Raw genomic sequence first — 24,018 nt, 5'->3', positions numbered from 1 at the left:
GAGGGCTGTCGCTTCAGAGCGGCAGTCCGGTCAATCGCGCCAGCGCCGCGCGCTTTTCCTCAAGTGTTTTAAGCGACCGGAGCGACCGGTCGAATTCCATGACCTTCGCGCCGACGAGGAAACGGTACCAGTAACCCTGCAGGACATGGTAGATCAGCCCTTCGCGGCCATCGAGAAAGCCGAGCTGGCCGATATAGCGGAACAGGAAATAACCGAGCGCAGCGAGAGGGAACGGGAGCCGGTTATAAATCTGCTCTTTGATGCGCCGCTTGATGGTAGCCTGTCGTGAGGACGCTTCTCTCGATAGCCCCAAGCCTTCCGGAAACAGCCCGTAACGCTGGCCGAGAACGTCGGCTGCCTCTCGTGTTGCATAGCTGTTGTGCTTCCCCGTGAAGAAGCTGAGATCGTTGAGATTGTGATCCGAGAACGGCGCGTCGAAAAGGACTATGCGGCCGCCCTTCACGACGATGTGCTCGTCCATCCAGCGGTCCTCGACATGTCCCTGCCCCCGCCGCCAGATTCGGGTGAGGACGAGCGGATACCGTCCGCCATGGCGAATCCAGCGTCCGAGGAAGACGTGTCTTCTCTTGAGGTTCACGCCTGCGACATCGGCAGCGAGAGTGGGAAGCTCCTCAGTGATCTCCACCGCCAGTTCGGGTTCGATCACCTCATCCGCGTCGAGCCGCATGATCCAGTCGGCCGTGATCGGGGCATTGTCGAGCCCCCACTGGAACTGCCTGGAATAATTGATCCAGGGGTTGCTGAGCACGGTGGCACCAAGCGAGCGCGCGATTTCGACCGTGCCGTCGGTCGAGAAACAATCGATGACGAAGACCTCGGACGCGAAGGGCGCGACGCTTTGCAGCGCGCGGGCGATGTGGCGTTCTTCGTTATAGGTGAGGATGAGGACGGCGAGGCTGGCCATTCGACGACGTGTCCCGATCAGGAGTTCAACCGCACCGGAAAGATGCCGGGCTTGTCCTGCTCAAAGCGCCGCCGCAACTTCCTGGCCGGATTGCCGGCATAGATCGTCCAGGGATCGAGGTTGCGGAAGGTGACGGCGCGGGCGCCGAGCACCGCGCCCTCCCCGACAGTGACGCCCGGCCCAACAAACGCTTCCGCCGCGATCCAGGCATTCGCACCGACGACGATGGGTCTCGTAACCAGCTGGAAATTTGCATCGTCGACATCATGCGTGCCGGTGCACAGATGGGCGCCCTGGGAGACGATGGCGTGGGTGCCGAGCTCGATGCGATCCATGCAGTAACAGTTCACGCCGCTTCCGAGACAGGAATACGCGGCCATGGCGAGGTTCGGCGGATACCAGACCTCGACGCCGGGATAGATCCGCGCCGTCCGGTCAATCCGGGCTCCGAAGCACCGCAGCAGGAACCGGCGCCATGCAAACAGCGGCACCGGCGTCCAGCGGCCGAAAAGGCTCCAGACGAGGTTCCATCCAAGCCGGAACAACCGGTGCCCCAGCGGGAAACTCGGAGCTCCCTGCCGTGGACTGGAGGTCTTCGCGTCAAGCGGCTTCATGAAGGCCTCGTGGAGAGATGGAGTGCAGAATGGCGATGAGATCGCGGGCGGCCGCCTCGATGCGGAAATGCCGTTCGAAGCCCGCGCGGGCACGGGCGCGCATGGCGCTTTTGCCATCGTCGGAGAGCGAGAGCCATGACCGAAGCAGGCTTTCGATGCCCTCCGACGTGTCAGGCCCGACGAGGCCGCCGCCGCTTATTTGCACGTCACGCCAGATATTGACCTTGTCGGTCAGCAGGACCGGCGTTGCGCAGGCCATGGCTTCCGCGACGACGATGCCGAAATTCTCCTGGTGCGACGGCAGGACAAAGGCCTCGGCTGCGCGGAAGGCGCCCCATTTGGCGTCGCCGGCCAGCATGCCCGGCCAATGGATGCGATCGGCGATGCCGGCCTTGGTGGCTTGGGCAATCAGTATCGATTTCAGCCCGGATTGATCCGGCCCCGCCATCACCAGGTCGAGATCGGGATTGGACACGGCGATTTTCGCAAAGGCTTCGATAAGAAGATCGCAGCCCTTCTTTGCGTGGAAACGGCTGAGGAACAGCAGGAACCGCTTGTCCTTCAATTCCGGCAGAAGCCGGTGGAATGCGGCAAGCTGGTTCTCTACCCCTGCCGGCGGATCGGCCGTGCCGAAGGCAACGATACGCTCCGGGTAACTGTAACCCCGGAAGACGCCGCGCGCCCGGCGGCGCTCTTCTTCCCAGGTAAACAGGACCGCCGCTGCATCGCGGAGAACCCTGCCCTGCCAGGCAAACCAGAACACCTGCTTGGTGACGTGCTTGAGCGGATAGGTTTTACGGAACCATGGATCCATCATGCCGTGGGTGAAGACGACATAAGGCAGACCTGCCCGCCTCAGGGCCGACCAACCGCCGACAGAGGCATGGTTCCAGAGGCCATGGATGATCGCGGCATCAAAACGACCGGCGTTGGCGGCGATCCAGCGCGCCAGTTCCGGCGTATATCCGTATCTCCGGCTCCATCGCCCGCAGGCATGAACGGGCAAGGGAAACTCTTTCACGTAGGGCGCCGATGGCTTGTCCAGCGTAGCCACTTCCACCGCATGGCCCAGACGCGCCATCTGCAGTCCAGTCAGCCGCAACGCCTCGATCGGGCCTCCGGTTTCGGGATCGGCGCTGGCGATGATGTGGAGGATTCTCATGGCAGCTCCGCGATCAGTTTTTCGAGATTTCCCTTGAAGGGCTTCATGAGGTAACGGGAGCGGACCTTGTCTGCCCCCGCCTCTCCCATTGCCGCTGCCATGTCCGGATGAGCGAGAAGCATCGTGATTTTCGCGGCCAGTGCTTCGATATCCCATGGGTTCACGGCATAGCCGTCTACCCCGTCGGTAATGATCTCCGCCGCTGCATCCTGGGTGCCGCAGATCACCGGCAGGCCGTGCAGCCAGGCTTCCAGGAAAACGATGCCGAACCCCTCCTTGGACGAGGGCATCGCGAACAGGCAGGCCTGGGCATAGGCCTCGGCCAGTCTCGCATCGGATACGCGGCCCAGGAATTCGACCCTCTCTTCGACCGCAAACTCTCGGGCCAGCGACGCCAGTTCCGATTTGAGCGGCCCGTCGCCGACGATCTGGAGGATGCAATCCACGTTCCGGCGCTTGAGAAGGGCCATCGCCTTGATCAGGGCGTCGATATTCTTGCCGCGGTCATGCCGATCTAGCCGGGCGACCGTCAGGATGTTCCGGCCGCATTTTTGGGGCTGCCGGTCGATGTCGTCGACGGCGTTCGGAAAGAGCGTGAACGTCTCGGCGGAAAGCTTGAACGCCTTCTGCATCCGGCTTGCGGTGAAGGCGCTGACGGAGGCGATCCGGCTGAGGGCTCTTGCCATAAGCGGTTCATAAAACCGCATGCGGCGGTAGGCCGGATTGTTCCAGACCTCGTCGCCATGGACGAAGAGCACGAGTTTGATTCTCGGAGACAGCAGCTTGCACAACAGTCCCACTGGCAGAAGGTTGATATGCCCGAGAAACAGGATTTTGCAGTTGAGGGCAGCGACAGCCGAGTGGACGATGAAGCCCAGGCGCCAACTGCCAAACGCGCGGATTGCGACCGCCGTGGTTTCGGGAATGTCAGCCTTGCCATCGCGCATGACGTGGACGGCCGGCCGCTTCCACCCGTTGTCGCCAGAGATTTCCGCCAGGGCAGCGATAACCCGTTGGTTGAAGCGCTGGATGCCGCCTATCCGGCCATAGGTGTCCAGGGCCAGGAACAGAATGCCGAGATTGTGCGCCTCCGGCTTCCTCATCAGGCACCGCCATATTTTATGTCGGCGACTTGGTCGACGATCCGCCGAGCCAGGACCTCGTTATAGGTCCCGTTCGCAAACGTGCGCCGGCGCCCGGCATCGGCGATCGCTTGGCGCCTGCCGTCATCCGCCAGCAGGCGTTTGCAAGTCTCCGCGCAGTCATCCGCTCCGTCGAAAAAGATGGCCTCCTCGCCCTCCTTGTAGAGTTGTTGATGATGCGGAGTGCGGGGCGCGCACATGGCGGTGCCGATAGCGGGAATTTCGGCGGAGCGCGTCGTATGCAGGTCGGCATTCTGGCCGTTCAGCAGAACCAGACCGATTTTCGCGCCGGCAATTGCGCATGTGTAGTCAAAACCTTCAAGGTGATCGGAGCGGATAAAGGGCTGCAGCAGCCGGTATTCCGGCGCTCTTTTCCATCGGGACCCGTGGATCGCGAGCGGCACGCCCTTCTCGATCAGCCGCGCCATGAAGGCGCCGCGGCCGGGCATCCATGTGCCGACGAAAACGACGTCGGACGACCATCGGCTTTTCTCCTCCAGCGTCGGTGACAGAGGTCGATGCACGACCTCGTCTGCGCACTGCCAGATCGTGTCGATCCGCCTTGCGCCTCTCCCCGCCATCATCCCCTCGATGCCGTCACGGCGCACAGTGACGACCAGATCGTAGTGCGGGAGAGCGCGGTGAAAAATGCTCCAGCGGAGGCGTTCCGGAGCCGGGTTCAGATAGGGGTTGTCGGTGTTGTAGTTGACGATGATCGGAGCAGCCTTGCGGATGACGTGCAGGGCGGCCGGTCCGACCACGTCGCCGCAATCCACCAGGGCAAAATCGAAGCGCTGCCCGCCGATCCGCCGGCCGAGCCCGTTTGCCACGAGGCGATCGATGCCCGGGCCGCCTGCCCTGTTCAGCCACGGCGCCCAATGGGGCGGCAGGAGAGCGTAGGGAGACAGGTGCAGAACATCGAAGCCGATACGCCGGAATGCCGCCGCCCGCTGCAGGCTGGTCCCTGATTCTGCGCCGACATAGAGGAGCCTCATCTCAGCTTCACGCCCCTCGTCAGCCAGAACATCAGCGCATAGAGCAGCACCGTCTGCGGCAGTGCCCGGACAAGGTTGCCGGCCTGGACCGCGACCGATTCGTCCATGAGGCCGTTCATGAAGAAGCGGACGACGCAGATGCAGGCGAGAGCCGAAAACAGCACATGCCCGTCCCGCATCCGGATCGCCAGCGCGTCACCGACAATGAAAATCGCGAAGGCGAAGATGGCGAACACAACCACGTAAAACGCGCCGAGAAGGACGAAGCCGTCGGCGATCGACGAGCCGGTGCGGTAACTTCCCAGCTCATCGCCGGTGACGAGAAAGTTGTAATAATCGCCGGACGAAAAGGCGTTGCCGGATTTATCGAGTTCGGGTGCGAAAAAATTCAGAACCGGCGTCGGAAGCAGCAATAGCAGCTGGTTGACGGCATTTTCACGCGCCAACCCTTCTCCGGCCTGCGACAGCGAAAGCCCGAGAGCGACGTTATGATCGATGTATTTGGTGGCGACGAAGCGCGCCAGCAGCGGGTTGTCGATGTAGATTTCGTTATAGCTGCCCTCGGCCAGGATCCGCTCCATCTCCTGCCGGGACTGCAGCGCCTCCCGATCGAAATACGTGCCGATGGTCGAGAGGACGAGATCCCGCGACGAGATGTCGGAGCGATCGTCACGGGCAATGACCATGGCGGTCGCGAGGTCAGAGAGGATGCTGGCGGGAACTGGGCTGAGCAGGACCGCCACCGCGAGCCAGATCACCCGCCGCCTCGTCAGGATGAAGCGTCCTATCACCACTGCGATGACGAGGCAGATCAGCACGGTCAGGACGTTGACCGCGAACACGCCGCGGCTGTTGCGCGCTAGCGCGATATAGAGTGTCAGGGCGCAGTAGGCGGTCAGCGCAAACCAGTTGATCGACCGCTTGCCGTTCGGCGGATCGATGAGGTAGGCGGCGATCGGGATCAGGAAGGGCGCGACGGAAAATTGCGACAGACCGGCGAGCAGTTTGAAGGCGATATCGCCGAAATTGTCCTCGCCCCAGCGGTCGGCATGCGCGTACCAGGAGGCGAACGACCCGAGCAGCCCCATCCACCACAATTGCCGGTTAGTCGGCGAACGATAGAGACCGAGCGGCGCAAGAATCCTTTGGCGGATCGCCATCGTTGCGGCCTGCATCACCCGCGACTGCGCATGGAACCAGTGCAGCGCCACCGCCCATAGCTGCAGCAGTGCAAGAACAGAAAATGTGGCTACCGGCGCCTCGAGGTTGAAGGTGATCGGCTTCCAGGCGAGTGTCTGGACGATCAGGGCGGCTAGGCTCGAATGGACCTGAAAACCGAGCACCACCAGCGTCGAGATCGTAAATCGTTCTATCCGCCTCAGCTTGGTGCAGTAGGAAAATACCAGGATACCGATCAGTCCGGCTGAAACGGCACAGAACATGTTGGCCAACTCGGGCGATATGGCCACCTGGATTGCCGTGCAGAGCAGGATCGCAATCGCCACGACCGAGCGGGCCTGGGTGACGTAACGGGAATTGCGGCGACGTTGCCCTTGTACCGAACGCCGGCCGAATACCACGTCACCGCTCGCCAGACCTCCGCTCCCCATCATGGCCGATCCCCCGTGAGAACCGCCCGCTTGCGGGAGAGGTTTGGAAGACGCCTTTGAAGGATCGCCTGCATATTGGCTGGCAGGGACCGATAGGCCATCCACGCCGCCAGCGGTGAGCCGATCATCGCCGGGAGGGATGACCAGCCGGCCGACTGGGGCCAGACCGCCATGGCGAACAGCCCGGCGATGACCGAGAGGCCGCCGCAAACGGATGCGGCGAAGGCATGGATTGGCATGCGCAACCGCAGCTTTCGGAGCACGGCGCGGGCCGCTCCGGCATAGATCAGGAAACTGGCGATCTCGGCGGCCAGAAGCGAGAAGCCGGCGCCCGGCAGCCCCCATGAGGTCAACGTCAGATAACAACCGATCGCCGTGATCAGCAGAGACATGCCGTTCGCGACGATCTGCGGCAGCAGGATGTTGCTCCCCCGGACAATCGAAACCATCGGCTGGGCGAAACCGTAGACGATGATGCAGGCGCAGAGCGAACCGAACAGCTGTGGGTCGAGGTGAAAATTGCCACGGGTCCACCACAGGAAAAGGCCGGGTGATACCCACTGGAGCAGAATGCACCCCGGGCCGATGACGCCCAGCACGCAAATCCAGCTTAGAGTGACCGCGGCTTGCGCCGGCTCGCTCTTCCCTTCCCTCAGATAACGCAGAAGCTCGGGCTCGACCGGGCCTGCCAGCGCATTGATGCCCTGCATCGCCATATTCGACAGCGTCCGGGTCGCGGTGAACGCACCGAGAAGGCTAACGCCGGCGAGCGGCGCGATCAGCAGCCGGATGCCCTGCTGGTTTCCGACAGCGAGCAGTTCGCGAAGCGACAGGAACAGGCTCCTCGTGAGGTTGGACCATCCCCTGCGCAGATCGGGGACGGCAAAGCCGATTTCTTCGCGCCGCCAGAGACGAAAACAGTCGACATGAATGGCGATGTTGACGGCCACGTTGGCAACCGACGAGGCGATCACTGCGTCGAGGACGTCACCGCCGGAAAGGACTGCCGCGAGGGCCGCGAGGTTGATGCCGACCAGCAATGCAAACCGCCACCACGCCATTCTCGCGTAATAGCCGAAAGGGATGAGCGCCCTCCCGAGGATGCCGCCGACCGAGCTTGTGACGAGCCAGGTGAGCGCGTAGACGATCATCGAGCCTGATAGGTCGTCCATCAGCTCCGCAGGAACGAAATCTCCGAACAACGCGTCGGCCCATCCGAAAGCAGAGACAGCCGCCCAGAAGCACAGGAGTATCGTTCCCAGCAGAATGGCGGTCGGGATGGACGAGGCGAAGTCCCGCCTTACGGCATCCCTGGTGCCGAGGCGTTGGAACTCGTAACCGAGGTAGTTCTGATGGCCGAGGTCGAATACGACGGAGAGGGAAAAGAGCGTCTGCAGCAGGACCCAGAGCCCGAATTGCTGCGCCGACCACCAGCCGAGCATGATCGGCACGCTGATCGTCTGGATCAGGATATTGGCGGCAAGCAACGCCCCATTGGCGATCGAGCCCGAGATTAGCCGTACTGACACACTCATCGAAAACGCGACCTACGGCTACACGGTTGACCTTCTCAATAATTTTCGTGCGACGATGCGGACGTCCGTCGCACGGTCGGCAAGCATGTTTTCCAAAAAATCGACAAAACCGAGCGGCGCGGTTTCCTGGGCCAGGTTCATGAACGGAGAGGCGAAGGCGGGTCGCCTGCCGGGAAAGCGGACCGCCTTTGGCCAGAACAGCGGCGTGACCGGATGGAGGTATGAATGGGCGGGCGTCCATCCCAGCCATTTCAGCCGGAACCATTTTTGCGCGTTCACCTGATGCGCATGTCCCCAGCTGGTGATCTTTTCCCACATCTCGGCGTCGCTCATGACGTAGCCGTAGTGGTAGCAGGGCGCATCGATAAGGATGGTCGCAGCGGGGGTCGTCTTTCGGGCCGTATCGAAGCGAACGCCGCTTTTGCAGCGGATCGCAAACCCCGCGTTGACATCCCTGATCGAGCCATCGCCGCTGGTCAGCACCAGCTCGGGCGTTTTCCAGAAATTATGCCATGGCGTCAGGATGCGGTCATGCCTGCCGTCCGCCGCCATGAATTCGAGCAGCGTTTCCCAGCCGCTGTCCGGATAGAACTCGTCGGCATCCTGGATGACCAGCCAGTCGAAACCTTCGATAATCGCCCGGTCGAGGCAGTCGTTGCGGGTGTCTTCCTCGGTTTCGAAGTCGCTGCAGATCACCTCGATCTCGCAATTCACGCCTTTTGCGCGGGCGAAGGCGATCGCCTCGTCCACCTTTTCCCTGGTCGTGGGGTTTGTCCTCGTGGCGCGCGAGCCCGGCAGATAGGCCCACGGACGCTCGGGCCGGACGATGAAGATCTTGTCGACGAAACGGCCACAGTTCTCCACAACGTGCGGCAGAAAACGATCGACGTTGTAGGCGAGGATGTGACCGGCGACCTTCATGGACTGCCGCCGTCGATCAACTGCTTGATGGCGATGATGGCCGGCCGTTTTGAGAGGCTCTGCACGAGAGCTGTCTGGGAATACGGCTGCCATTCGTCCCGCTCCGACATCGCACGGACGATGTTGGCCGCCAGCTTCTCTGGATCGTTCGGCGGGGTCAGATAGACCGTGTCCTCGACGAATTGCGCCAGTTCCGTTCCCGCGTCGGCGGTCACGAGGACGGGCTTTCCGGAGGCAAGCATGCCACCGAGTTTGGAGGGCAGCGTCAAGTCGGCGGCCTTCCTGTCCTGCGGCAGCACATGCAGATCCGGCATGTTGAGGAACGCGTTCAGCCGGGAATAGGGCTGGAAGGCCAGGAAACGGACATTTTCAAGATGGCCGAAACGGGCTTCGAGTTCCGGCTTCTGCGGTCCCTCGCCGGAGATCACGAAATGAATACGCCGCTCGTCCTTGAGACGCTCGGCTGCGTCGAGCAGTACGTTCAGGCCTTGTTTTGCGCCGATACTGCCCGAATAGAGGACGACGAAGTCGTCGCGGCCAAAGCCGAGCTCCGCACGGTAGGGGCTGACGTCTTCCATGGGATGGAATTGCGCGAGATCCACCCAGTTGCGGACAACGGATACTTTGGTGGCCGGAACGTCTTTCAGGGCGAGGCCTTCCGCCATGCGGTTGGAAATGGTGACCAGCTGGTCGAACCGGCCGAGCACGCTACGCTCGAAGGCATGACCAAGCCTCTTCAGCCAGACCTTGGAGCTCAGATGCCCGACGGCGAATGCGGCATCCACTTCCATGTCGTGGACGTGCAGCACGGTCCGCGCGCCAACGAGTTTGGCGGCAAGCTGGGCTGCGGGAGCCGCAAACAGGGTCGGCTCGACGCAAAATACCGTGACCGGGCGATGCCGCAGAATCTGCCAGAAGACCAAAGGCGCCGAGGTGAGGGCGAAGGAGAGCGGCGCCAGAAGCCGCCAGATACCTCTCATCTTTCGACGCAACAGCAACGGCGTCCGCAGCACCTTGATGCGTCCTTCGATGCCTGAAGAGTAGCGGTTCCGATATCCAGGCTGGACCGCCCAGCCGGGGTAATGCGGCGGGGTGGTCACCACCGTGACGTCTATGCCCTCCGCGGCGAGATATTCGGCGATTTCGCCGGTATATTTGCCGACGCCGGCGGTTTCCGGCGCGTAGTTCATCGCATAGACGACCACGCTTTTGCGTGGCGATGTGGCAGCTGCCGTGGCCAGCCCCGGTGCGGCGTCGAACGTTTGTTCGCATTCGTCGCTGAGGGGCTGGGCGGCTGCTGTCATCAGGCAGCATCTCCGCGTTTGCGCTCAAGATATTCGCCCTTGAGGAAGGCCTGGTAGGCATCGGTTATACCTTGCTCCAGCCCGATCCTCGGCGACCAGCGGAGCGCCCGCAGCTTGGCCGCGCTCATCAACTTGCGCGGCGTCCCGTCGGGTTTGGTGAGATCATGAGAGATATCCCCCTGGAAACCGACGACCTTGGACACCAGTTTCGCGAGTTCCAGGATGGTCACGTCCTCGCCCGACCCGACATTGACATGGGTCTCGGCCGAATAGGTCTTCATCAGATGGACGCAGGCGTCGGCGCAATCGTCGACGTGCAGGAATTCGCGGCGCGGCGTGCCGGTGCCCCATACGGTGATGTCCGGAAGGTGGCCGGTCTTCGCCTCATGCGCCTTGCGGATCAGCGCCGGCATGACATGGCTGGATTTCAGGTCGAAATTGTCGCCGGGGCCGTAAAGGTTAGTGGGCATGGCCGAGATGAAGTCGCTGCCATGCTGCTTGCGATAGGCCTGGCAGAGCTTGATGCCGGCGATCTTGGCGATCGCATACCATTCGTTGGTCGGCTCCAGCGAACCGGTCAGCAGCGACTCCTCGACGATCGGCTGATCGGCGAATTTCGGGTAGATGCAAGACGAGCCGAGGAACATCAGCTTTTCGACGCCGACCTTGTGGGCGGCCTCGATGATATTCGCCTCGAGAATGAGATTGTCGTAGAGGAAATCGGCCGGATAGGTGTCGTTCGCGAGGATGCCGCCGACCTTGGCGGCCGCCAGGAACACCGCGTCCGGGCGGTTCTTCTCCATCCAGGCCTCGACTTCCGCCTGGCGCGTCAGATCGGCATCACCGCGCGACGCCGTCAGGATCTCGCAGCCTTCCGAGGCCAGACGGCGGACGATCGCCGAGCCGACCATGCCGCGATGTCCCGCGACATAGACCTTCTTCCCCGCAAGGCTGTAGATCGTCTCAGGCATGGGAGAGACCCTTGTTGCCACCCGCGGTCGGCACGTTGCGCGCCATCACCTTCAGGTCTTCGCGGACCATTTCGGCGATCAACTGGTCGAGATTGGTCTCGTGCTTCCAGCCGAGCTTCCGGTGCGCCTTGGTGGGGTCGCCGATCAGAAGGTCGACTTCCGTCGGGCGGAAATAGCGCGGGTCGATCGCCACGACGCATTCGCCGGATGTCGTGTCATAGCCCTTCTCCTCGACGCCCTCGCCGCGCCACTCGATCGGCATGCCTACCTTGGCGAAGGATTTCTCGACGAAGGACCGCACCGTATGGGTCTCGCCGGTCGCCAGGACGTAGTCGTCCGGTTCGTCCTGCTGCGTCATCAGCCACATGCCGCGCACATATTCACGCGCATGGCCCCAGTCGCGCTTGGCGTCGAGATTGCCGAGAAAGAGGCGTTCCTGCAGGCCGAGATGGATGGCGGCAGCGGCGCGGGTGATCTTGCGGGTGACAAAGGTTTCGCCGCGGATCGGGCTCTCGTGGTTGAACAGGATGCCGTTGGAGGCATGCAGGCCGTAGGCCTCGCGGTAGTTGACGACGATCCAGTAGGCGTAGAGCTTGGCAACCGCATAGGGCGAGCGCGGATAGAAAGGCGTCGTCTCGCTCTGCGGCACTTCCTGCACCTTGCCGTACAGTTCCGAGGTCGATGCCTGGTAGAAGCGGGTCTTCTTGGAAAGGCCGAGGAGCCTGATCGCCTCGAGCAGGCGCAGCGTGCCGGTGCCGTCGGCATTGGCGGTATATTCCGGCGTCTCGAACGAGACCTGCACGTGGCTCTGGGCGGCCAGGTTGTAGATTTCGTCCGGCTGGGCTTCCTGCACGACGCGGATCAGGTTGGTCGAATCCGTCATGTCGCCGAAATGCAGGATGAAACGTGGGTCTGCCACATGTGGATCTTCGTAGAGATGCTCGATGCGGTTGGTGTTGAACGAGGAAGAGCGCCGCTTGATGCCGTGGACGGTATAGCCCTTGGACAGCAAGAGTTCCGCAAGGTAAGCGCCGTCTTGGCCCGTTACCCCGGTGATCAATGCTACCTTGCCGTTGCTCTTCACATTTCCAGTCATCATATCCCCCTAACGGAACCCGTCAGTCTTTAAGTGAAACGTGCACGTCTATCCGCGCAATGTGCCAGTCGCAAGCACTGAGAACATCATTGTGATGTCCCCCGGAATGCGGCGAATCCGAGACATACAGTGATTCGTAGCATCTCGGGCTTATGCCAAACATTGCAGTGAAACGCTTCAGAAAAGATCATCGGCTGTTGTCAGGCTTCTCCCTTGCCGTTTTGATCCTGGTTGCGGTGCCGATGGAAACCGGCGTCGGATCAGGATGCGTTTCATGGTAGTACTGCGTGTAACGCGATGCATAATAGTCCGGCGAACCGTATCCCTCATAAAGCTTCATCCTGGCGGTATCGACCTTGTTGAGGATGACGCCGAGACAACGGCCGGCGATCTGGGGTTCCGCATTCAGGGTATCCTTGACGGCCTTTCGGGATGTCTCGCCCCACTCGACGACCATGATGAAGCCATCGACACGCGGGGCGATGGCCCTCGCATCGACGACGGGGCCGAGCGGCGGCAGGTCGAGGACGATATAATCGAAGTCGCCGGCCATCTGCGCCAGCAGCCTGGCCATGGCGGCCGATGCCAGCAGTTCCGATGAATGAGGTGTCCGCCGCTTTACGACCGCAGGCAGGAACCTCAAGCCGGTCTCCGGATCGATCAACATCGCCGAGGCCGACGTCTGGTCTTCCAGCAGCACTTCGAGCAGCCCCTCTTCCGCATGCGGGCCCAGCGCCCTGGTGGCACCCGGATTGCGAAGATCCGCATCGATCAGCAGTGTCCTCGCACTCCCGGCCAGCGCCTGGGCGAAATTCGTGGCGATGGTCGATTTACCCTCACCCGGCAGCATCGAAACGATGCCGATGACCTTGTGGGGCCTGTCGATCTGGACATCCGCCGCGATCCGGGCGCTACGCAGCGTTTCGGCAAAGGCGGAGGACGGATGCTCCAGCGCGAAGACCGATAGGCCGTTCTTCCTCGATACCTCCCCCTTCACGGGCTCCGTCGGGGGGCCTATGCCCGGCTGCGGTTCCACCAGCGGTACCGACCCGAGATATTCCAAGCCCAGAACATCCCTCACCTGTTCACCGGTGCGGAAGAACCGGTCCCGGAACTCGCGGAATGCCCCGACCGCTCCGCCGACGCCGCAGCCGAGCGCCAGGCAAAGCGCAAGCACCAGGGACGGCCGCGGCTCGCTCGCCCCCGCCGGCGGCACGGCGCGGGAAATGATACGCGCTTCCGTGACGGGAAAGGACTGCTGCTGCACGGCCTCCTGATATCGCTGCAGGAACGTCTGATAGAGGTTCCGGTAGGTTTCGGCCGCCCGCTCCAGTTCCCGCAACTGCACCTGCGTTTCCCCTGCGGTGACGCTGATGTCGGTGGCGTTGCGAACCCCTTGCATAATCTGGCGCTCGCGCGACCGGGCGACCTCCAGTTCGCTTTGGTAGCTCCTGGCGATCCGCCTGATCTCGTCGAACATCAGTCGGTCATATTCCGCCATATCCTGGCGAAGGCGGGCCGCCTGGACATGGTCCAGCCCCAGCCGCCTCGATATCTCGGCTTCCCGCTTCGACGAGTCCAGGTATTTTTCACGCAGCGAGCTGATGACCGAACTGTCCAGCGCGTCGGTGACGATCGCGTCCCTCTCGCCGCTCGCGATGATCGCTTCGATCCGCTCGGAACGCGCCCGGGCTCTGGCGGTATCGGCACGCGCCACGATCAGCGCGCTGTTCATTTCCGTAAGCTGCTGGTCGGAAACGAGTTTGTCATTGGCAACAACAAGGCCGTTGGCGGCGCGAAATCTCTGGACCGCCAAATCGGACTCCAGCGAGCGCTGTCGCAGTTCCTCGATGCGCTCCTGCAGCCAGGTGCCGGCTCGCCTTGTGGCATCGTATTTGGCGTCCAGCTTGTCGGTCAGATAGGCATCCGCGATCGCGCCGGCGACGGCTGCGGCAAGCCGCGGCGATGTGGCCGTGAACGCGATTTGCAGGACATACGAACGCCCGACCCGCGAAACCTTCATATTGCCGAGAAGGTTGGCAAGTGCCTGACGGCGATTTGCCTCGATCTGATCGAAACGAACCTCGCCACCGCCCAGCCATCGCCTGATATCGAGTATCGAGCGTATGTCGGATACTGCCGCGAGCAGCAGGCTTCGGCGGCCCACCATGAATTCCGGATCATCCGACAATTTCAGCTTGTCGACAGCCGACAGGCCTATCGTCTCGGAGCGCAGCAGCTCGACTTGGCTGAGGACAGACGCCTCGTCGTCCATGACCCCGCCGATCGTCGACAATTGCTCGACGACCTGCCGGTTGCCGCGGTCGATCAGCACGCTGGTTCTGGCGGTATATCGAGGCACGGCGGTGAGGAGGTAGCCGATGCCGAGCGCCACAAACACCGCGATGCAGAGGGCGACCACCCGCCACTGCCGCCGAACGATGGCGATCAGGCCGTCCATGTCCAGTTCCGGAGCTTCCTCGTCGCGGGGCTCCGGCTGGTGGCGAGTGAGAAAAACCGGCCGCTGGTTCATCGCACCACCCGACCGATGCGCGTAGCGGCCGAAGCCGACCCGGAGCGGCCGCATGCGGCCTGAATGTCAGTCGCGCCAGGCATCATGACTACTCGCGATATCCCGGGTGGAGGCGGTGACCGAATTGAGGATGGTAAGGAATTTTACAAGCTCGACCGCATCGGCCGTCGATACATAGATCACGTCCTTGTCCTGCATGGGAAATTGCTGGACGGCGAAGAACGCGGCCGGATCGCGCAGATTGGCGCGGAAAATCACCGGCACGTCCCGCGCTCTGAACCGGCTGACGTCGAGGCCGATATTGCGCAGAAGATCACGCTCCACGAGGCGGTAGAGCAGGACCGATTGCGGCTCGGCCTTGTCGTCGAGCAAACCGCCGGCCTTCGCCAAAGCCTCCCCGAGCGACAGATTGGAATCGTCGAAATCGAAGCGTCCGCTTTCACCGGTCAGGCCGAAGGCCAGGAAAGTCCGGCGGTTGCGATCGACGAAGATCGTATCGCCCGGCTGCACATAGATATTCTCCCGCGGATGTTCGCTCAACGTTCGATAGGCGACGGTGACGCTGCGGCCGCGGCGCTGGAGCGTGACCGTCGCCTCTTCCTTGGGGACACTCAAACCGCCTGCCTCGGAAATCACGTCGATGATGCGTTCGCCGGCGGGGCTGAGTTCGATCTTCTTCGCCTGCTTGACGTCGCCAAGGACCGATGCGCCCATCGAACGGCTCGTCACCGTCGAGATGACCACCTGAGGCTCGATGGCGCGATTGGCCAGACGCTCTGCAATATCGATTTGCACGGCATCGACCGGACGGCCGGCGGCCTTCACCCTGTTCGCGTAAGGGACGCTCAATGTGCCGTCACGACCAATCGTCTGGTTCGGCAGGGTGATGTAATTGCCCGGACGGGCGCCGGCATCGGCGGGAATGAACAGGCCGCCGCTCTGCGCCTCGAACACGGAGACCTGAACGACATCGCCAACACCGAGAGTGAGCGGCGGTGGACCGCTGCTGCCAGAGCCGAAACCGGCGCTCAGGCTAGACCTGGCCGATTTCGGCAGATGGGCGAGGACGGAATGATTGATGTCGACGAGCGCATAGTCGATGCCGACCCTGTTGCCGGCGGCGGAAAATGCCTTCACGGTTGCATTGGCTTCAACGGCGTGCGGATCCGGACCGGACCTCGGAAGTCCTGTGCAGCCGGACAGAAACACAATAGTAGCAAGCGTTAAAACAGCACCCAAGGAACTAAACATACGCCCCGCCATACAACCCAAAGTATGGTATCGGTTTAGCCGACGGGGGGACCCGGTGATTCTGAGGGGTAAACCGCGGGCGAATCGAAAATCCGCATGCTGTGGCAAATCAACAACATGGTTGGTTAATCATTTACTATCCACAGAATACAGCTCCTCCGCTACCAACGCTGTCGAACGGCCTTGTCTGCCTGCGGAATTGTCCCACAGATGGCGGCGGCAATTACCGACACCCGTATGGAAAGCCCAGCACTTTGGACGTTGTTAACACTCCTTGGGGCATCCACTTCTCATTGGCGGCGGGATCGTACATATCAGGCGGATGGCGGTAAGCATGCGAAAGTTGACGGACTGGTTTTGGGGACGCCGGTCGGCTAGACCGATCCGGCCTCGCCGCCGCCGGATCGATCTCGGTCAGAACCCGCCCTCCTATCCGATCTATGCGATCGGCGATGTGCACGGCTGCCTCGACCTGCTTCGGGATGCCGAGGCGCGCATCGCTCACGACATCGAAGAAAACCGACGTCCCGGCATGGTCATCCTGCTCGGCGACTATGTCGATCGGGGACCGGCTTCGAGCCACGTCCTCGAACACCTGATCAGGCCCAGCGAGCACGGGTTGAGGCGGATAGCGCTCTGCGGCAATCATGACGATATTTTCATGAGGTTCGTGGACGATCCGGAACGTTATTCCGAATGGTTGGGAATGGGCGGCGAACAGACGCTGCTATCCTACGGCTTGGACCCCTACCAGTTCGGCGCCCGCGGCAGGAAGCGCGGCACCAGGTTCGGCGACCTGCTGATGGAAGCCGTGCCGGTGCCGCACAGGAAATTCCTCGCCAGTCTCCCGGCCAGCCTGACGATCGGCAAGCTCGTCTTTGTCCATGCGGGCCTGAGGCCCGGCATACCGCTCAAACAGCAGACCGATGAAGACATGCTCTGGATCCGGGACGCCTTTCTTGCGACCGGACCGCAGCTGCCGCTTCTCGTCATCCACGGACATACGCCGCAGCCGGAACCGGATTTCGGACCCGGCCGGATCGGCATCGATACGGGCGCCTATTATTCCGGCAGGCTCACGATCCTCAAGATCGACGGCGGCCGCTTCTCGTTCCTTTGAACGACAGGGATGTCGGGCGAGCCGACGCCGATACCACCGGAACAGCAGAGGCTTGATCATCGGGCCGAAGAGGCGTGTTATGTTGTCGGCGGGGACCCAACGCCGGGCCATCCTCGATCGGAAGCGGAGCCATGCCGGAGGAGGGTAAGGCAAACATACAGACACCAGCCGACCGCCGCCGCAGGCAGCATTCGGCGGTTTTGGTTTTCGGTTTTTTCCTTGCGGTCGTGCTGGCCGCCCTCGCGACAACCGTGTTCTTTGTCAACAATGGCCGAAACTACAAGCGGCTCGTCCGGCAATTCGCGCTGGAGCAATACCTACTTCCCGCGCCACCGGCGCCGCCCCTCCGGGTCGGCAGGCATAGATCGCTGCCACCGGAGAAACACTACCCGCCCTGGCTTCTCAAGGCGGGCCTCGAGCGGATGGCGGTGTTCGAGAAGACCGAGGCACTTTCGGCCGAGGAGCGCTGCGACCTGCTGCGGGACGATAGAGGCACGGCGCCCACCTTCACCCCTTCGGGTGACGATTGGGAATGCCTGTTCTTCGAGGAATTCGGGAATGCGCCTGAACCGGCTGCGCTGTTCATCCAGGCGCGCGGCACGGAGCCCGGCATTGTCAGCAGCTTTCGCATCAAGGTCAGCCTGACGGATCTGACCACGGAGCTTGCGGTGCTCAGCGAAGCAATCGCGGCAACCGAGCGTTTCGGGCTGCCGATGACGCCGGAGACGCGGACCTATCTGGTCGAGAAACTGGCGGGACGCACCGAGTTCAGCTCGATCGTCGAAAACTACCGGATGACGTTCAGCCGGGAGATCACCGACGCACGGCGCTACAATCTGCTGATCCTGCCGCGCCGGCAGACGGCCGGCTGCGGCGAACGCCCGTCGGCCCCGCCGGACAGCTGGGCTACGCCGACCTATCGCATGCCGGTCGGCTGCCTGGCGCTGCGCAGCCCGTCTCAGCCGCAATCCGCCTCCTAGGTTCGCTCCAGCTGGACGAGGTCCAGCCCGTCCCCCAGTTCGCGGCGCGCCGTCTCGACCAGGCTCATCTGGTGGGTAAAGAGTACCGTCTGGAATTTTTCGCCGGCCGCGGCGAGCGTCCGGATGCCGGCCGCAGTCCGTTCATCGTCGAAGGTCTGGAAGATGTCGTCGAGGATCAGCGGTGCCGGCTCGTTGCGGCTGCAATAGTCCTCCAGGAAGGCAAGCCGCAGCGCCAGATAGAGCTGATCGCCGGTACCTTCGCTCAGGCCGTCAAGCCTCACCTGCTCGCCGGTCTGCCGTTCGACCGCGAGCTGCAGCTCGTCGCGCTCGTCATAAACCTGGACGAGGCGCGAGAAGCGGCCACCGGTGAGATCGGCGAAGACCTGCCCTGCCCGCTGCATGACCGGATCCGCCTGACGTTCGCGATTGGCGTCCATCGAGCTCGCCAGAAGGCCGGCGGCGAGCTTCAGAACGACCCAGCGCCGCGCCAGTTCCTTGGCTTCCGTCTCCGCCGCGAGCTTCTGGAAGACTGCGCGTTCGGCACCGATGCCGGTTTCCAGCTCCCGGCGGCGGCGCTCGCTATCGGCCTGGGCAATGCCGAGGGTCTTCATCCGCTCGACCTGCCGGGCATCCTCGGCATCCAACCGCTCGATTTCCAGGCCGGCGGCGATCCTGTCGAAACCGACGAGCGCGGCGCGTGCCTCGTCCTCGGTCGCACCGTCCGCCTGTTCGGCAAAGCGGCTGCGGCATTGCGCGAGGCTCGCTTCCAAGCGGTTGCGTTCGCGAAGATCACGAAGAAGGCCGTCGGCCTCCTCGATATCCTTGGATGCGGCGGTGGCAAGCCCGCGCAGGTCCGCCATAAGTCTTTCCGCGTCGGCGGCGTGCCGGGCCACCGCGAGCTCGGCGCGCTCCAGCGCTGTGGTGAGGGTGGCCCGCTGGTTTGCGGCGGTCTTTGCGTCTGTTGCGCGGTCATTCAGCATGCCTGCCGCAACATCGGCAGGCAGCGAGACCAGATCCGGCGCCACCGCATTGGCAAGCGCCTTCACCTCCGCTTCGAAATCCTCCATGTCCCGCGCCATGCCCTTGACGCGGCGATCCCGGTTTTCGCGTTCGGAGAGAAGATCGGGAACGGTGCGCCAGACATCCAGCGCCGCGAGAGCCATGTCGACCGTCGCGTCTTCGGAAAGTCCCGCCAGCACCGCGGCATGGGAGAACGTCGAGCGCCAGCGTTCGATATCCCGGCGCAGACCGGTTTCGCGTTCCTCCAGCTTTTCCAGCGTCTCCTCGGCGGAATGGCGCTTGCCTTCCAGCGAACGGCTTTCGGTCCAGCGCTCGGTCAGTTCCCCGATCCGGCGTTCCAGCCCGCGGGCGAGTGCCAGCGGCGGCAGCGCCGATGCGGCAAGGCCGATGGCATCCGCCAGCGCCAGCAAGGCCGGCTTGAGTTTTTCCTCCCTGAGGCGAAGCGTCTCCAGCTCGTCGCGCGCCTCGTCCAATGCGCCCGACAGCAGGGAAAGTCCGTCGACGGCACGGCGCCATTCGATCATCCGCTCCGGCGTCGACGGCGCGACAGGCGCTGCATGGAAAAGGTCTTCGAATTCGGTAACCGCATCGGCGGCGACAATGTCGCTTTCCCTGGCCGCGGTCTCGGCAGCGCCGATCGCCTCAAGCAGTTCCCGCTGCCGCAGCGTGAGGTGGGCATGGCGCGAGACACGTTCAGCATCGGCGAGCGCCGCATCGGCAAGCCGGTCTGCATCCTCCACGGCGATCTTCAGTTCGCTCAGTTTTTCGGCAGAAGGTTTTGTCCCGAACGCGTCGACCTTTTCGTCGCGGCCGGCTCTTGCCGCTGCGATATCCTCGCGGGAGACGATCCGCCCCTGCCCTTCCAGCGCAGCAAGCTGGCCGGCGATCGCCTTGGCTTCGTCGCGGATGCCGGCGAGCTTCTGGGCCGCCTGGGCGCTCTCCGCTTTGGCCGCATCGATCAGCCGGCGGTGATGGGTGAGCGTCGCGATATCCGGCAGCGGCACCGAGAGGAGACGGCCGATATCCTTGACCGGCGGGTCGAGGCGCGCGGCGGTGGCGGCAAGATCGCTTTCGGCACGGGTGACGCGCACCTGCAGGGCCTCGATGCCGGAGAGCTCGCTGACGTCCGGACGCAGCACGGCGAGCTGTTCCGCCCACGGTTTCGGATCGATCAACCGGCCATCCGGCCCGTGGTCTCCGAGCCGCCGCAGAACATCCTGGGCGTCCTCAATCTGCTGGCGAAGCTGCTTCAGGCTGCGGTCGAGCTCGCTGCCCTCCTCGACAAGCTTGCGGAGGTGCACAAGATCGGCATCGGCTGGCTGGGCGCGCTGAAGCTCCTCGAATTTGCCAAAACCGAGCCGGCGGGCCGCCTGCGCGATACGTTGGTCAAAATCGTCGACCTCGCCGCGCACCCGGGCGATATCTTCCCGCGCCTTCAGATAGGCACCCTTGTCCGCATGGGCGGCAAGGATCCTGGGCGCCGCGGCGATCAGTGCCTCATCGACGTGCACGGCGCTGATTTCATCGTGCAGGCGCGATACCTCGGCCTCCGCCGCCTTGAGCGCTTCGGCATTCTTGTGCTCTGCCTCCAGAGCCCCGGCCAGTCGCTCCTCGAAGCCGGCAGGCAACGCAGCCAGCGCTTCGTATTGCGTGAGCAATTGCCGCTCGCGGTCGATCTCCCGCAGCACCGGTTCCAGCCGCAGCAGTGTCCGCAAGCGATCGAGGGCGCGCTTGGTTTCCTGCCGCTCGGCCTGCACGGCGGCAAGATCGGCTTCGATCTCGGCCTGTTCGGCGAGCAGCTTTTTCCAGTCACCGGATTTCAGCTCGTTGTCGCGTTCGGCCTTGCGCGCCTCGTCATGGCTGTCGAGGACCTGATAGAACGCGCGGTCCTTGGAGCGACGCGGCGCATAGATGCCGTCGGCTTCCGCATCGAGCGACTTGCGCAGGTCCGAAAGACCGGTCAGGCCGGAGGCTGCGGAAAACAGCAGGCTGCCGATCTCTCCGCCGCTTTTCAACATCGTCTCGCCACCGGCCCTGAGCGACGCGGAATCGAGGCCGAAGGCGCGTTCGAACACGTCGCGGGACAGGGTGCCGAGGAATGGCGCCAGGGCATCCTCGGCCAAGGCTTCCTCCGCCTCATTGGCGGCGAGCAGCGTGTTCTTGCGGCCACGGCGGCGTCGGAATTCGAGTGCCTGCCCATCGCGCGCGGTGATCGCGGCACCGACGCGAAGCGCGGTCGCGTCGTGCAGGAAGCTGTATTCGGCGGCAGTCGGAAAACCGAACAGCAGGTCGGAGATCGCCGACAGCGCCGAGGACTTTCCGGCCTCGTTGGGTCCGTAGATCACATGCAGTCTGGCGTCCGGACGAAAGGTCAACGTCCGGTCTGTCAATGCGCCATAGCGCAGAATGTCGAGGCGGTTGAAACGCATGGATCAGCCAGCCCTCGCCGCACGCGAGAGCAGGAGATCGCGGGCCTCGGCCAGCAGCGCTTCAGCGTCATCGCCGAGCGCCAGGTCGCCGGCGCCGATGCCGCCCGGCAGGCGGGCGGTGATCTCGGCGATCTTGGCGTTGGCGTCGGCGAGCAGTTCCGGCGGGAAGCCGTCCATGGGGATGAGGCCTTCGAGGCCGAGCATGTCGGTCGCGACGCGCGTCCCGTTCATTTCCGGTTCCAGCCGCACTTCCAGCTTTTCGAGCCAGATATCCTGATGGGAGCGATGGCAGGCGGCCTGGACCTCGTCGCGAAAATCCTCGGCGCGGGCCATGACCTCGTTGCGGAAGCGGCTTTTGCCCGTCAGGCGGATGCGCAGCGCCAGCGGCCGGCCTTCCATCCGTTCGACGACATCTTCCAACGCATTCTCGATACGGCGCAGGATCGCCGGGATGTTGTCGTCCGGTTCGACCACGACCACGAGTTCGGCAAAGCGGGCGCTGTCGGTGATGATCCGCTCATGGGTGATGCGACCGTCCTCGACGGTCACCAAGACCGCGCCCTTAGCCCCCTGCTCGCGGATCGAGCGGCCCTGGAGATTGCCGGGGAAGACCACCAGCGGGTCTTCGGCGACAATCTCGAAATCATGAACATGGCCGAGTGCCCAGTAGTCGTAACCGCGCGAGCGCAGGTCCTCGACCGAGCACGGCGCATAGGGCGCGTGCGGCTCGCGGCCGGTGAGCGAGGTGTGCAGCACGCCGATATTGAACCAGCCCTGTTCCGGCCTCGGATAGGCGAGCGACAGGTTTTCGACCGCCGAACGTTCGGCAAAGCCCTGGCCGTGCAGCGCCACCTTCAAATGGTCCAGCTTGAAGCTGCCCGGCTTGTTGACCGGGAACTCGCTGACATTCTTCGGCAGGGTAATCGTCCTGGTGATGACGCTTTCGGCGTCGTGATTGCCCTTCAGCAGGAAGACGGGGATACCGGCGCGTTCCAGCCGCGCCACTTCGCGGTTGAAGAACAGGCCAATCTTGTTGTCCTTCCAGTCACCGTCATAGACGTCGCCGGCAACGATGAAGAAGTCCACCTTGCGTTCGACCGCCTGGTCGACCAGGCCTGAAAACGCCGTGCGGCTCGCCTCGATGAACAATTCGGCGATCGTGGCATCCTTCAGCGCCAGCCCCTGGAAGGGACTGCCGAGGTGCAGGTCGGCGGCGTGAATGAATCGGAAGGAGGTCATCGAATCGCTTGTTTCGGTTGCCGGAGCTGATCAGGTGTTTTAGGCAAATGCCGGGCACGAAGGAAGCTCAGGGTTCCGCAGCCTGTGGATAGCCCAATCTTATTCGGAGGACATCATGAGAAACCACGCGTTCGGACGCACATCCTTCACCGTCAGCGAGATCGGTTTCGGCGCCTGGCAGATCGGCGGCTCCTGGGGCGACGTCGCCGAAGCGGACGGGGCCAAGGCGCTGGAAGCGGCGCTCGGTGCGGGCGTCACCTTCATCGACACCGCCGACGTCTATGGCGACGGCCGCTCGGAAAAGATCATTGCCGGCGTCCTGAAGTCGCGCGGCGGCGATCGCCCGATGGTCGCGACCAAGGCGGGCCGGCGCCTCAGCCCGCATGTCGCCGACGGCTATACAAGGGCCAATCTCGAAGGCTTCATCGACCGCAGCCTCAAGAACCTCGAAATCGACAGCCTCGACCTCGTGCAGCTCCACTGCCCACCGACCGAAGTCCTCTACCGCCCGGAAGTCTTTGGCGCGCTCGACGATCTGCGTCGCGCCGGCAAGATCAAGAATTACGGGGTCAGCGTCGAGAAGGTCGAGGAAGCGCTGAAGGCGATCGAATATCCCGACGTCACCAGTATCCAGATCATCTACAACATCTTTCGCCAGCGCCCGGCCGACCTGTTCTTCAACGAGGCCAGGCGGAAGAACGTCGCAGTCATCGTCCGCGTGCCGCTCGCAAGCGGGCTGCTGTCCGGCAAGATCACCCGCGATACGGCGTTTGCCAAGGACGACCATCGCAACTTCAACCGTCATGGCGATGCCTTCGATGTCGGCGAGACCTTTGCCGGCGTGCCGTTCGAAGTCGGCCTCCAGGCGGTCGAGGAAGTCCGCAAGCTGGTGCCGCAGGGAGGGTCGATGGCGGCTTTCGCGCTGAAATGGATCCTTATGAACGAAGCGGTCACCGTCGTCATTCCCGGCGCCCGCAACGAGGCGCAGGCCAGAGGCAATGCGGCGGCGGCAGAGCTTGCCGCACTTTCGGCCGACGTGATGACGGCGACCAAGGAAATCTATGCCCGGCTGGTTGCCCCGCATGTGCATCAGCGCTGGTAGGAACGCCGAGCCTGCCCCTTAAAAATGGCAGCTCGAGCACTGAGGGCTACTGGTTACGCCCCCCAGAAA

Annotated in this window: 18 protein-coding genes; 3 read left to right on the top strand and 15 right to left on the bottom strand. The window is 63.1% G+C overall.

The window, feature by feature from the left end:
- Window positions 1-13: 13 nt before the first annotated feature.
- From C5J22_RS04695 to C5J22_RS04635, 13 genes are all read right to left on the bottom strand, one after another.
- Complete coding sequence (locus C5J22_RS04695) at window positions 14-925, bottom strand: glycosyltransferase family 2 protein (RefSeq protein WP_105437392.1); 912 nt, start codon at window positions 923-925, stop codon at window positions 14-16.
- Between the two features lie 17 nt (window positions 926-942).
- Entirely contained in the window at window positions 943-1,539 is a 597-nt protein-coding gene (locus C5J22_RS04690; RefSeq protein WP_105437391.1) for a putative colanic acid biosynthesis acetyltransferase, read from the bottom strand.
- Window positions 1,526-2,701, bottom strand: coding sequence for a glycosyltransferase (locus C5J22_RS04685; RefSeq protein ID WP_105437390.1), 1,176 nt, complete (start codon window positions 2,699-2,701; stop codon window positions 1,526-1,528). Before C5J22_RS04685 ends, C5J22_RS04690 begins: the two co-directional genes overlap by 14 nt.
- Window positions 2,698-3,804 (bottom strand): glycosyltransferase family 4 protein, encoded by a 1,107-nt coding sequence (locus C5J22_RS04680; protein WP_105437389.1) that lies wholly within the window; start codon window positions 3,802-3,804, stop codon window positions 2,698-2,700. Before C5J22_RS04680 ends, C5J22_RS04685 begins: the two co-directional genes overlap by 4 nt.
- The gene (locus C5J22_RS04675) at window positions 3,804-4,838 is read right to left on the bottom strand and encodes a glycosyltransferase (RefSeq protein WP_105437388.1); all 1,035 of its coding nucleotides are present in this window, start codon (window positions 4,836-4,838) and stop codon (window positions 3,804-3,806) included. The genes C5J22_RS04680 and C5J22_RS04675 overlap by 1 nt, the downstream gene beginning before the upstream one ends.
- Window positions 4,835-6,451: a hypothetical protein gene (locus C5J22_RS04670; RefSeq protein WP_172746528.1), complete on the bottom strand. Its 1,617-nt coding sequence runs from the start codon at window positions 6,449-6,451 to the stop codon at window positions 4,835-4,837. The genes C5J22_RS04675 and C5J22_RS04670 overlap by 4 nt, the downstream gene beginning before the upstream one ends.
- On the bottom strand, window positions 6,448-7,983 hold the full coding sequence (locus C5J22_RS04665; protein ID WP_172746527.1) for a lipopolysaccharide biosynthesis protein: 1,536 nt from the start codon (window positions 7,981-7,983) through the stop codon (window positions 6,448-6,450). Before C5J22_RS04665 ends, C5J22_RS04670 begins: the two co-directional genes overlap by 4 nt.
- 18 nt (window positions 7,984-8,001) lie before the next feature.
- The gene (locus C5J22_RS04660) at window positions 8,002-8,904 is read right to left on the bottom strand and encodes a hypothetical protein (protein WP_105437385.1); all 903 of its coding nucleotides are present in this window, start codon (window positions 8,902-8,904) and stop codon (window positions 8,002-8,004) included.
- A complete protein-coding gene (locus tag C5J22_RS04655) occupies window positions 8,901-10,208 on the bottom strand; it encodes a WcaI family glycosyltransferase (protein ID WP_105437384.1) in 1,308 nt (435 codons plus the stop codon). Before C5J22_RS04655 ends, C5J22_RS04660 begins: the two co-directional genes overlap by 4 nt.
- Window positions 10,208-11,179 carry a GDP-L-fucose synthase gene (locus tag C5J22_RS04650; RefSeq protein ID WP_105437383.1) on the bottom strand — a complete coding sequence of 324 codons (972 nt, stop codon included), beginning with the start codon at window positions 11,177-11,179 and terminating at the stop codon, window positions 10,208-10,210. The genes C5J22_RS04655 and C5J22_RS04650 overlap by 1 nt, the downstream gene beginning before the upstream one ends.
- Window positions 11,172-12,278: a GDP-mannose 4,6-dehydratase gene (gmd, locus tag C5J22_RS04645; RefSeq protein WP_371412543.1), complete on the bottom strand. Its 1,107-nt coding sequence runs from the start codon at window positions 12,276-12,278 to the stop codon at window positions 11,172-11,174. The genes C5J22_RS04650 and gmd overlap by 8 nt, the downstream gene beginning before the upstream one ends.
- 184 nt (window positions 12,279-12,462) lie before the next feature.
- Window positions 12,463-14,736, bottom strand: coding sequence for a polysaccharide biosynthesis tyrosine autokinase (locus C5J22_RS04640; RefSeq protein WP_245440311.1), 2,274 nt, complete (start codon window positions 14,734-14,736; stop codon window positions 12,463-12,465).
- Window positions 14,737-14,874: 138 nt separating this feature from the next.
- On the bottom strand, window positions 14,875-15,945 hold the full coding sequence (locus tag C5J22_RS04635) for a polysaccharide biosynthesis/export family protein (RefSeq protein ID WP_245440292.1): 1,071 nt from the start codon (window positions 15,943-15,945) through the stop codon (window positions 14,875-14,877).
- A gap of 448 nt (window positions 15,946-16,393) precedes the next feature.
- Here C5J22_RS04635 and C5J22_RS04630 point away from each other — a divergent pair, with 448 nt between their 5' ends.
- Entirely contained in the window at window positions 16,394-17,179 is a 786-nt protein-coding gene (locus C5J22_RS04630; RefSeq protein ID WP_105437381.1) for a metallophosphoesterase, read from the top strand.
- Window positions 17,180-17,310: 131 nt separating this feature from the next.
- Window positions 17,311-18,159 carry a DUF6030 family protein gene (locus C5J22_RS04625; protein ID WP_105437380.1) on the top strand — a complete coding sequence of 283 codons (849 nt, stop codon included), beginning with the start codon at window positions 17,311-17,313 and terminating at the stop codon, window positions 18,157-18,159.
- Here the strand turns inward: C5J22_RS04625 and C5J22_RS04620 are convergent.
- Window positions 18,156-21,608 carry a YhaN family protein gene (locus tag C5J22_RS04620; RefSeq protein ID WP_105437379.1) on the bottom strand — a complete coding sequence of 1,151 codons (3,453 nt, stop codon included), beginning with the start codon at window positions 21,606-21,608 and terminating at the stop codon, window positions 18,156-18,158. The genes C5J22_RS04625 and C5J22_RS04620 overlap by 4 nt on opposite strands.
- A gap of 3 nt (window positions 21,609-21,611) precedes the next feature.
- Window positions 21,612-22,847, bottom strand: a complete 1,236-nt coding sequence (locus C5J22_RS04615) for a DNA repair exonuclease (protein WP_105437378.1) — start codon at window positions 22,845-22,847, stop codon at window positions 21,612-21,614.
- 115 nt (window positions 22,848-22,962) lie between these two features.
- Between C5J22_RS04615 and C5J22_RS04610 the strand changes: the two genes are divergently transcribed.
- Window positions 22,963-23,949 (top strand): aldo/keto reductase, encoded by a 987-nt coding sequence (locus C5J22_RS04610; protein WP_105437377.1) that lies wholly within the window; start codon window positions 22,963-22,965, stop codon window positions 23,947-23,949.
- Window positions 23,950-24,018: the final 69 nt, after the last annotated feature.

The organism is Neorhizobium sp. T25_13 (assembly GCF_002968675.1).
In the GTDB taxonomy this organism is placed as follows: Bacteria; Pseudomonadota; Alphaproteobacteria; order Rhizobiales; family Rhizobiaceae; genus Neorhizobium; species Neorhizobium tomejilense.
The sequence above is the reverse complement of the archived record's forward strand: the minus strand, read 5'-3'. Positions and strand labels throughout refer to the sequence as shown.

What these genes read in the sequence shown, in the direction of transcription:
- C5J22_RS04690 (WP_105437391.1), bottom strand. Translation starts at nt 1,539, where the DNA reads ATGAAGCCGCTTGACGCGAAGACCTCCAGTCCACGGCAGGGAGCTCCG.
- C5J22_RS04665 (WP_172746527.1), bottom strand. Translation starts at nt 7,983, where the DNA reads ATGAGTGTGTCAGTACGGCTAATCTCGGGCTCGATCGCCAATGGGGCG.
- C5J22_RS04625 (WP_105437380.1), top strand. Translation starts at nt 17,311, where the DNA reads ATGCCGGAGGAGGGTAAGGCAAACATACAGACACCAGCCGACCGCCGC.
- C5J22_RS04655 (WP_105437384.1), bottom strand. Translation starts at nt 10,208, where the DNA reads ATGACAGCAGCCGCCCAGCCCCTCAGCGACGAATGCGAACAAACGTTC.
- C5J22_RS04675 (WP_105437388.1), bottom strand. Translation starts at nt 4,838, where the DNA reads ATGAGGCTCCTCTATGTCGGCGCAGAATCAGGGACCAGCCTGCAGCGG.
- C5J22_RS04670 (WP_172746528.1), bottom strand. Translation starts at nt 6,451, where the DNA reads ATGATGGGGAGCGGAGGTCTGGCGAGCGGTGACGTGGTATTCGGCCGG.
- C5J22_RS04620 (WP_105437379.1), bottom strand. Translation starts at nt 21,608, where the DNA reads ATGCGTTTCAACCGCCTCGACATTCTGCGCTATGGCGCATTGACAGAC.
- C5J22_RS04630 (WP_105437381.1), top strand. Translation starts at nt 16,394, where the DNA reads ATGCGAAAGTTGACGGACTGGTTTTGGGGACGCCGGTCGGCTAGACCG.
- C5J22_RS04680 (WP_105437389.1), bottom strand. Translation starts at nt 3,804, where the DNA reads ATGAGGAAGCCGGAGGCGCACAATCTCGGCATTCTGTTCCTGGCCCTG.
- C5J22_RS04615 (WP_105437378.1), bottom strand. Translation starts at nt 22,847, where the DNA reads ATGACCTCCTTCCGATTCATTCACGCCGCCGACCTGCACCTCGGCAGT.
- C5J22_RS04660 (WP_105437385.1), bottom strand. Translation starts at nt 8,904, where the DNA reads ATGAAGGTCGCCGGTCACATCCTCGCCTACAACGTCGATCGTTTTCTG.
- C5J22_RS04650 (WP_105437383.1), bottom strand. Translation starts at nt 11,179, where the DNA reads ATGCCTGAGACGATCTACAGCCTTGCGGGGAAGAAGGTCTATGTCGCG.
- C5J22_RS04610 (WP_105437377.1), top strand. Translation starts at nt 22,963, where the DNA reads ATGAGAAACCACGCGTTCGGACGCACATCCTTCACCGTCAGCGAGATC.
- gmd (WP_371412543.1), bottom strand. Translation starts at nt 12,278, where the DNA reads ATGATGACTGGAAATGTGAAGAGCAACGGCAAGGTAGCATTGATCACC.
- C5J22_RS04685 (WP_105437390.1), bottom strand. Translation starts at nt 2,701, where the DNA reads ATGAGAATCCTCCACATCATCGCCAGCGCCGATCCCGAAACCGGAGGC.
- C5J22_RS04640 (WP_245440311.1), bottom strand. Translation starts at nt 14,736, where the DNA reads ATGGACGGCCTGATCGCCATCGTTCGGCGGCAGTGGCGGGTGGTCGCC.
- C5J22_RS04695 (WP_105437392.1), bottom strand. Translation starts at nt 925, where the DNA reads ATGGCCAGCCTCGCCGTCCTCATCCTCACCTATAACGAAGAACGCCAC.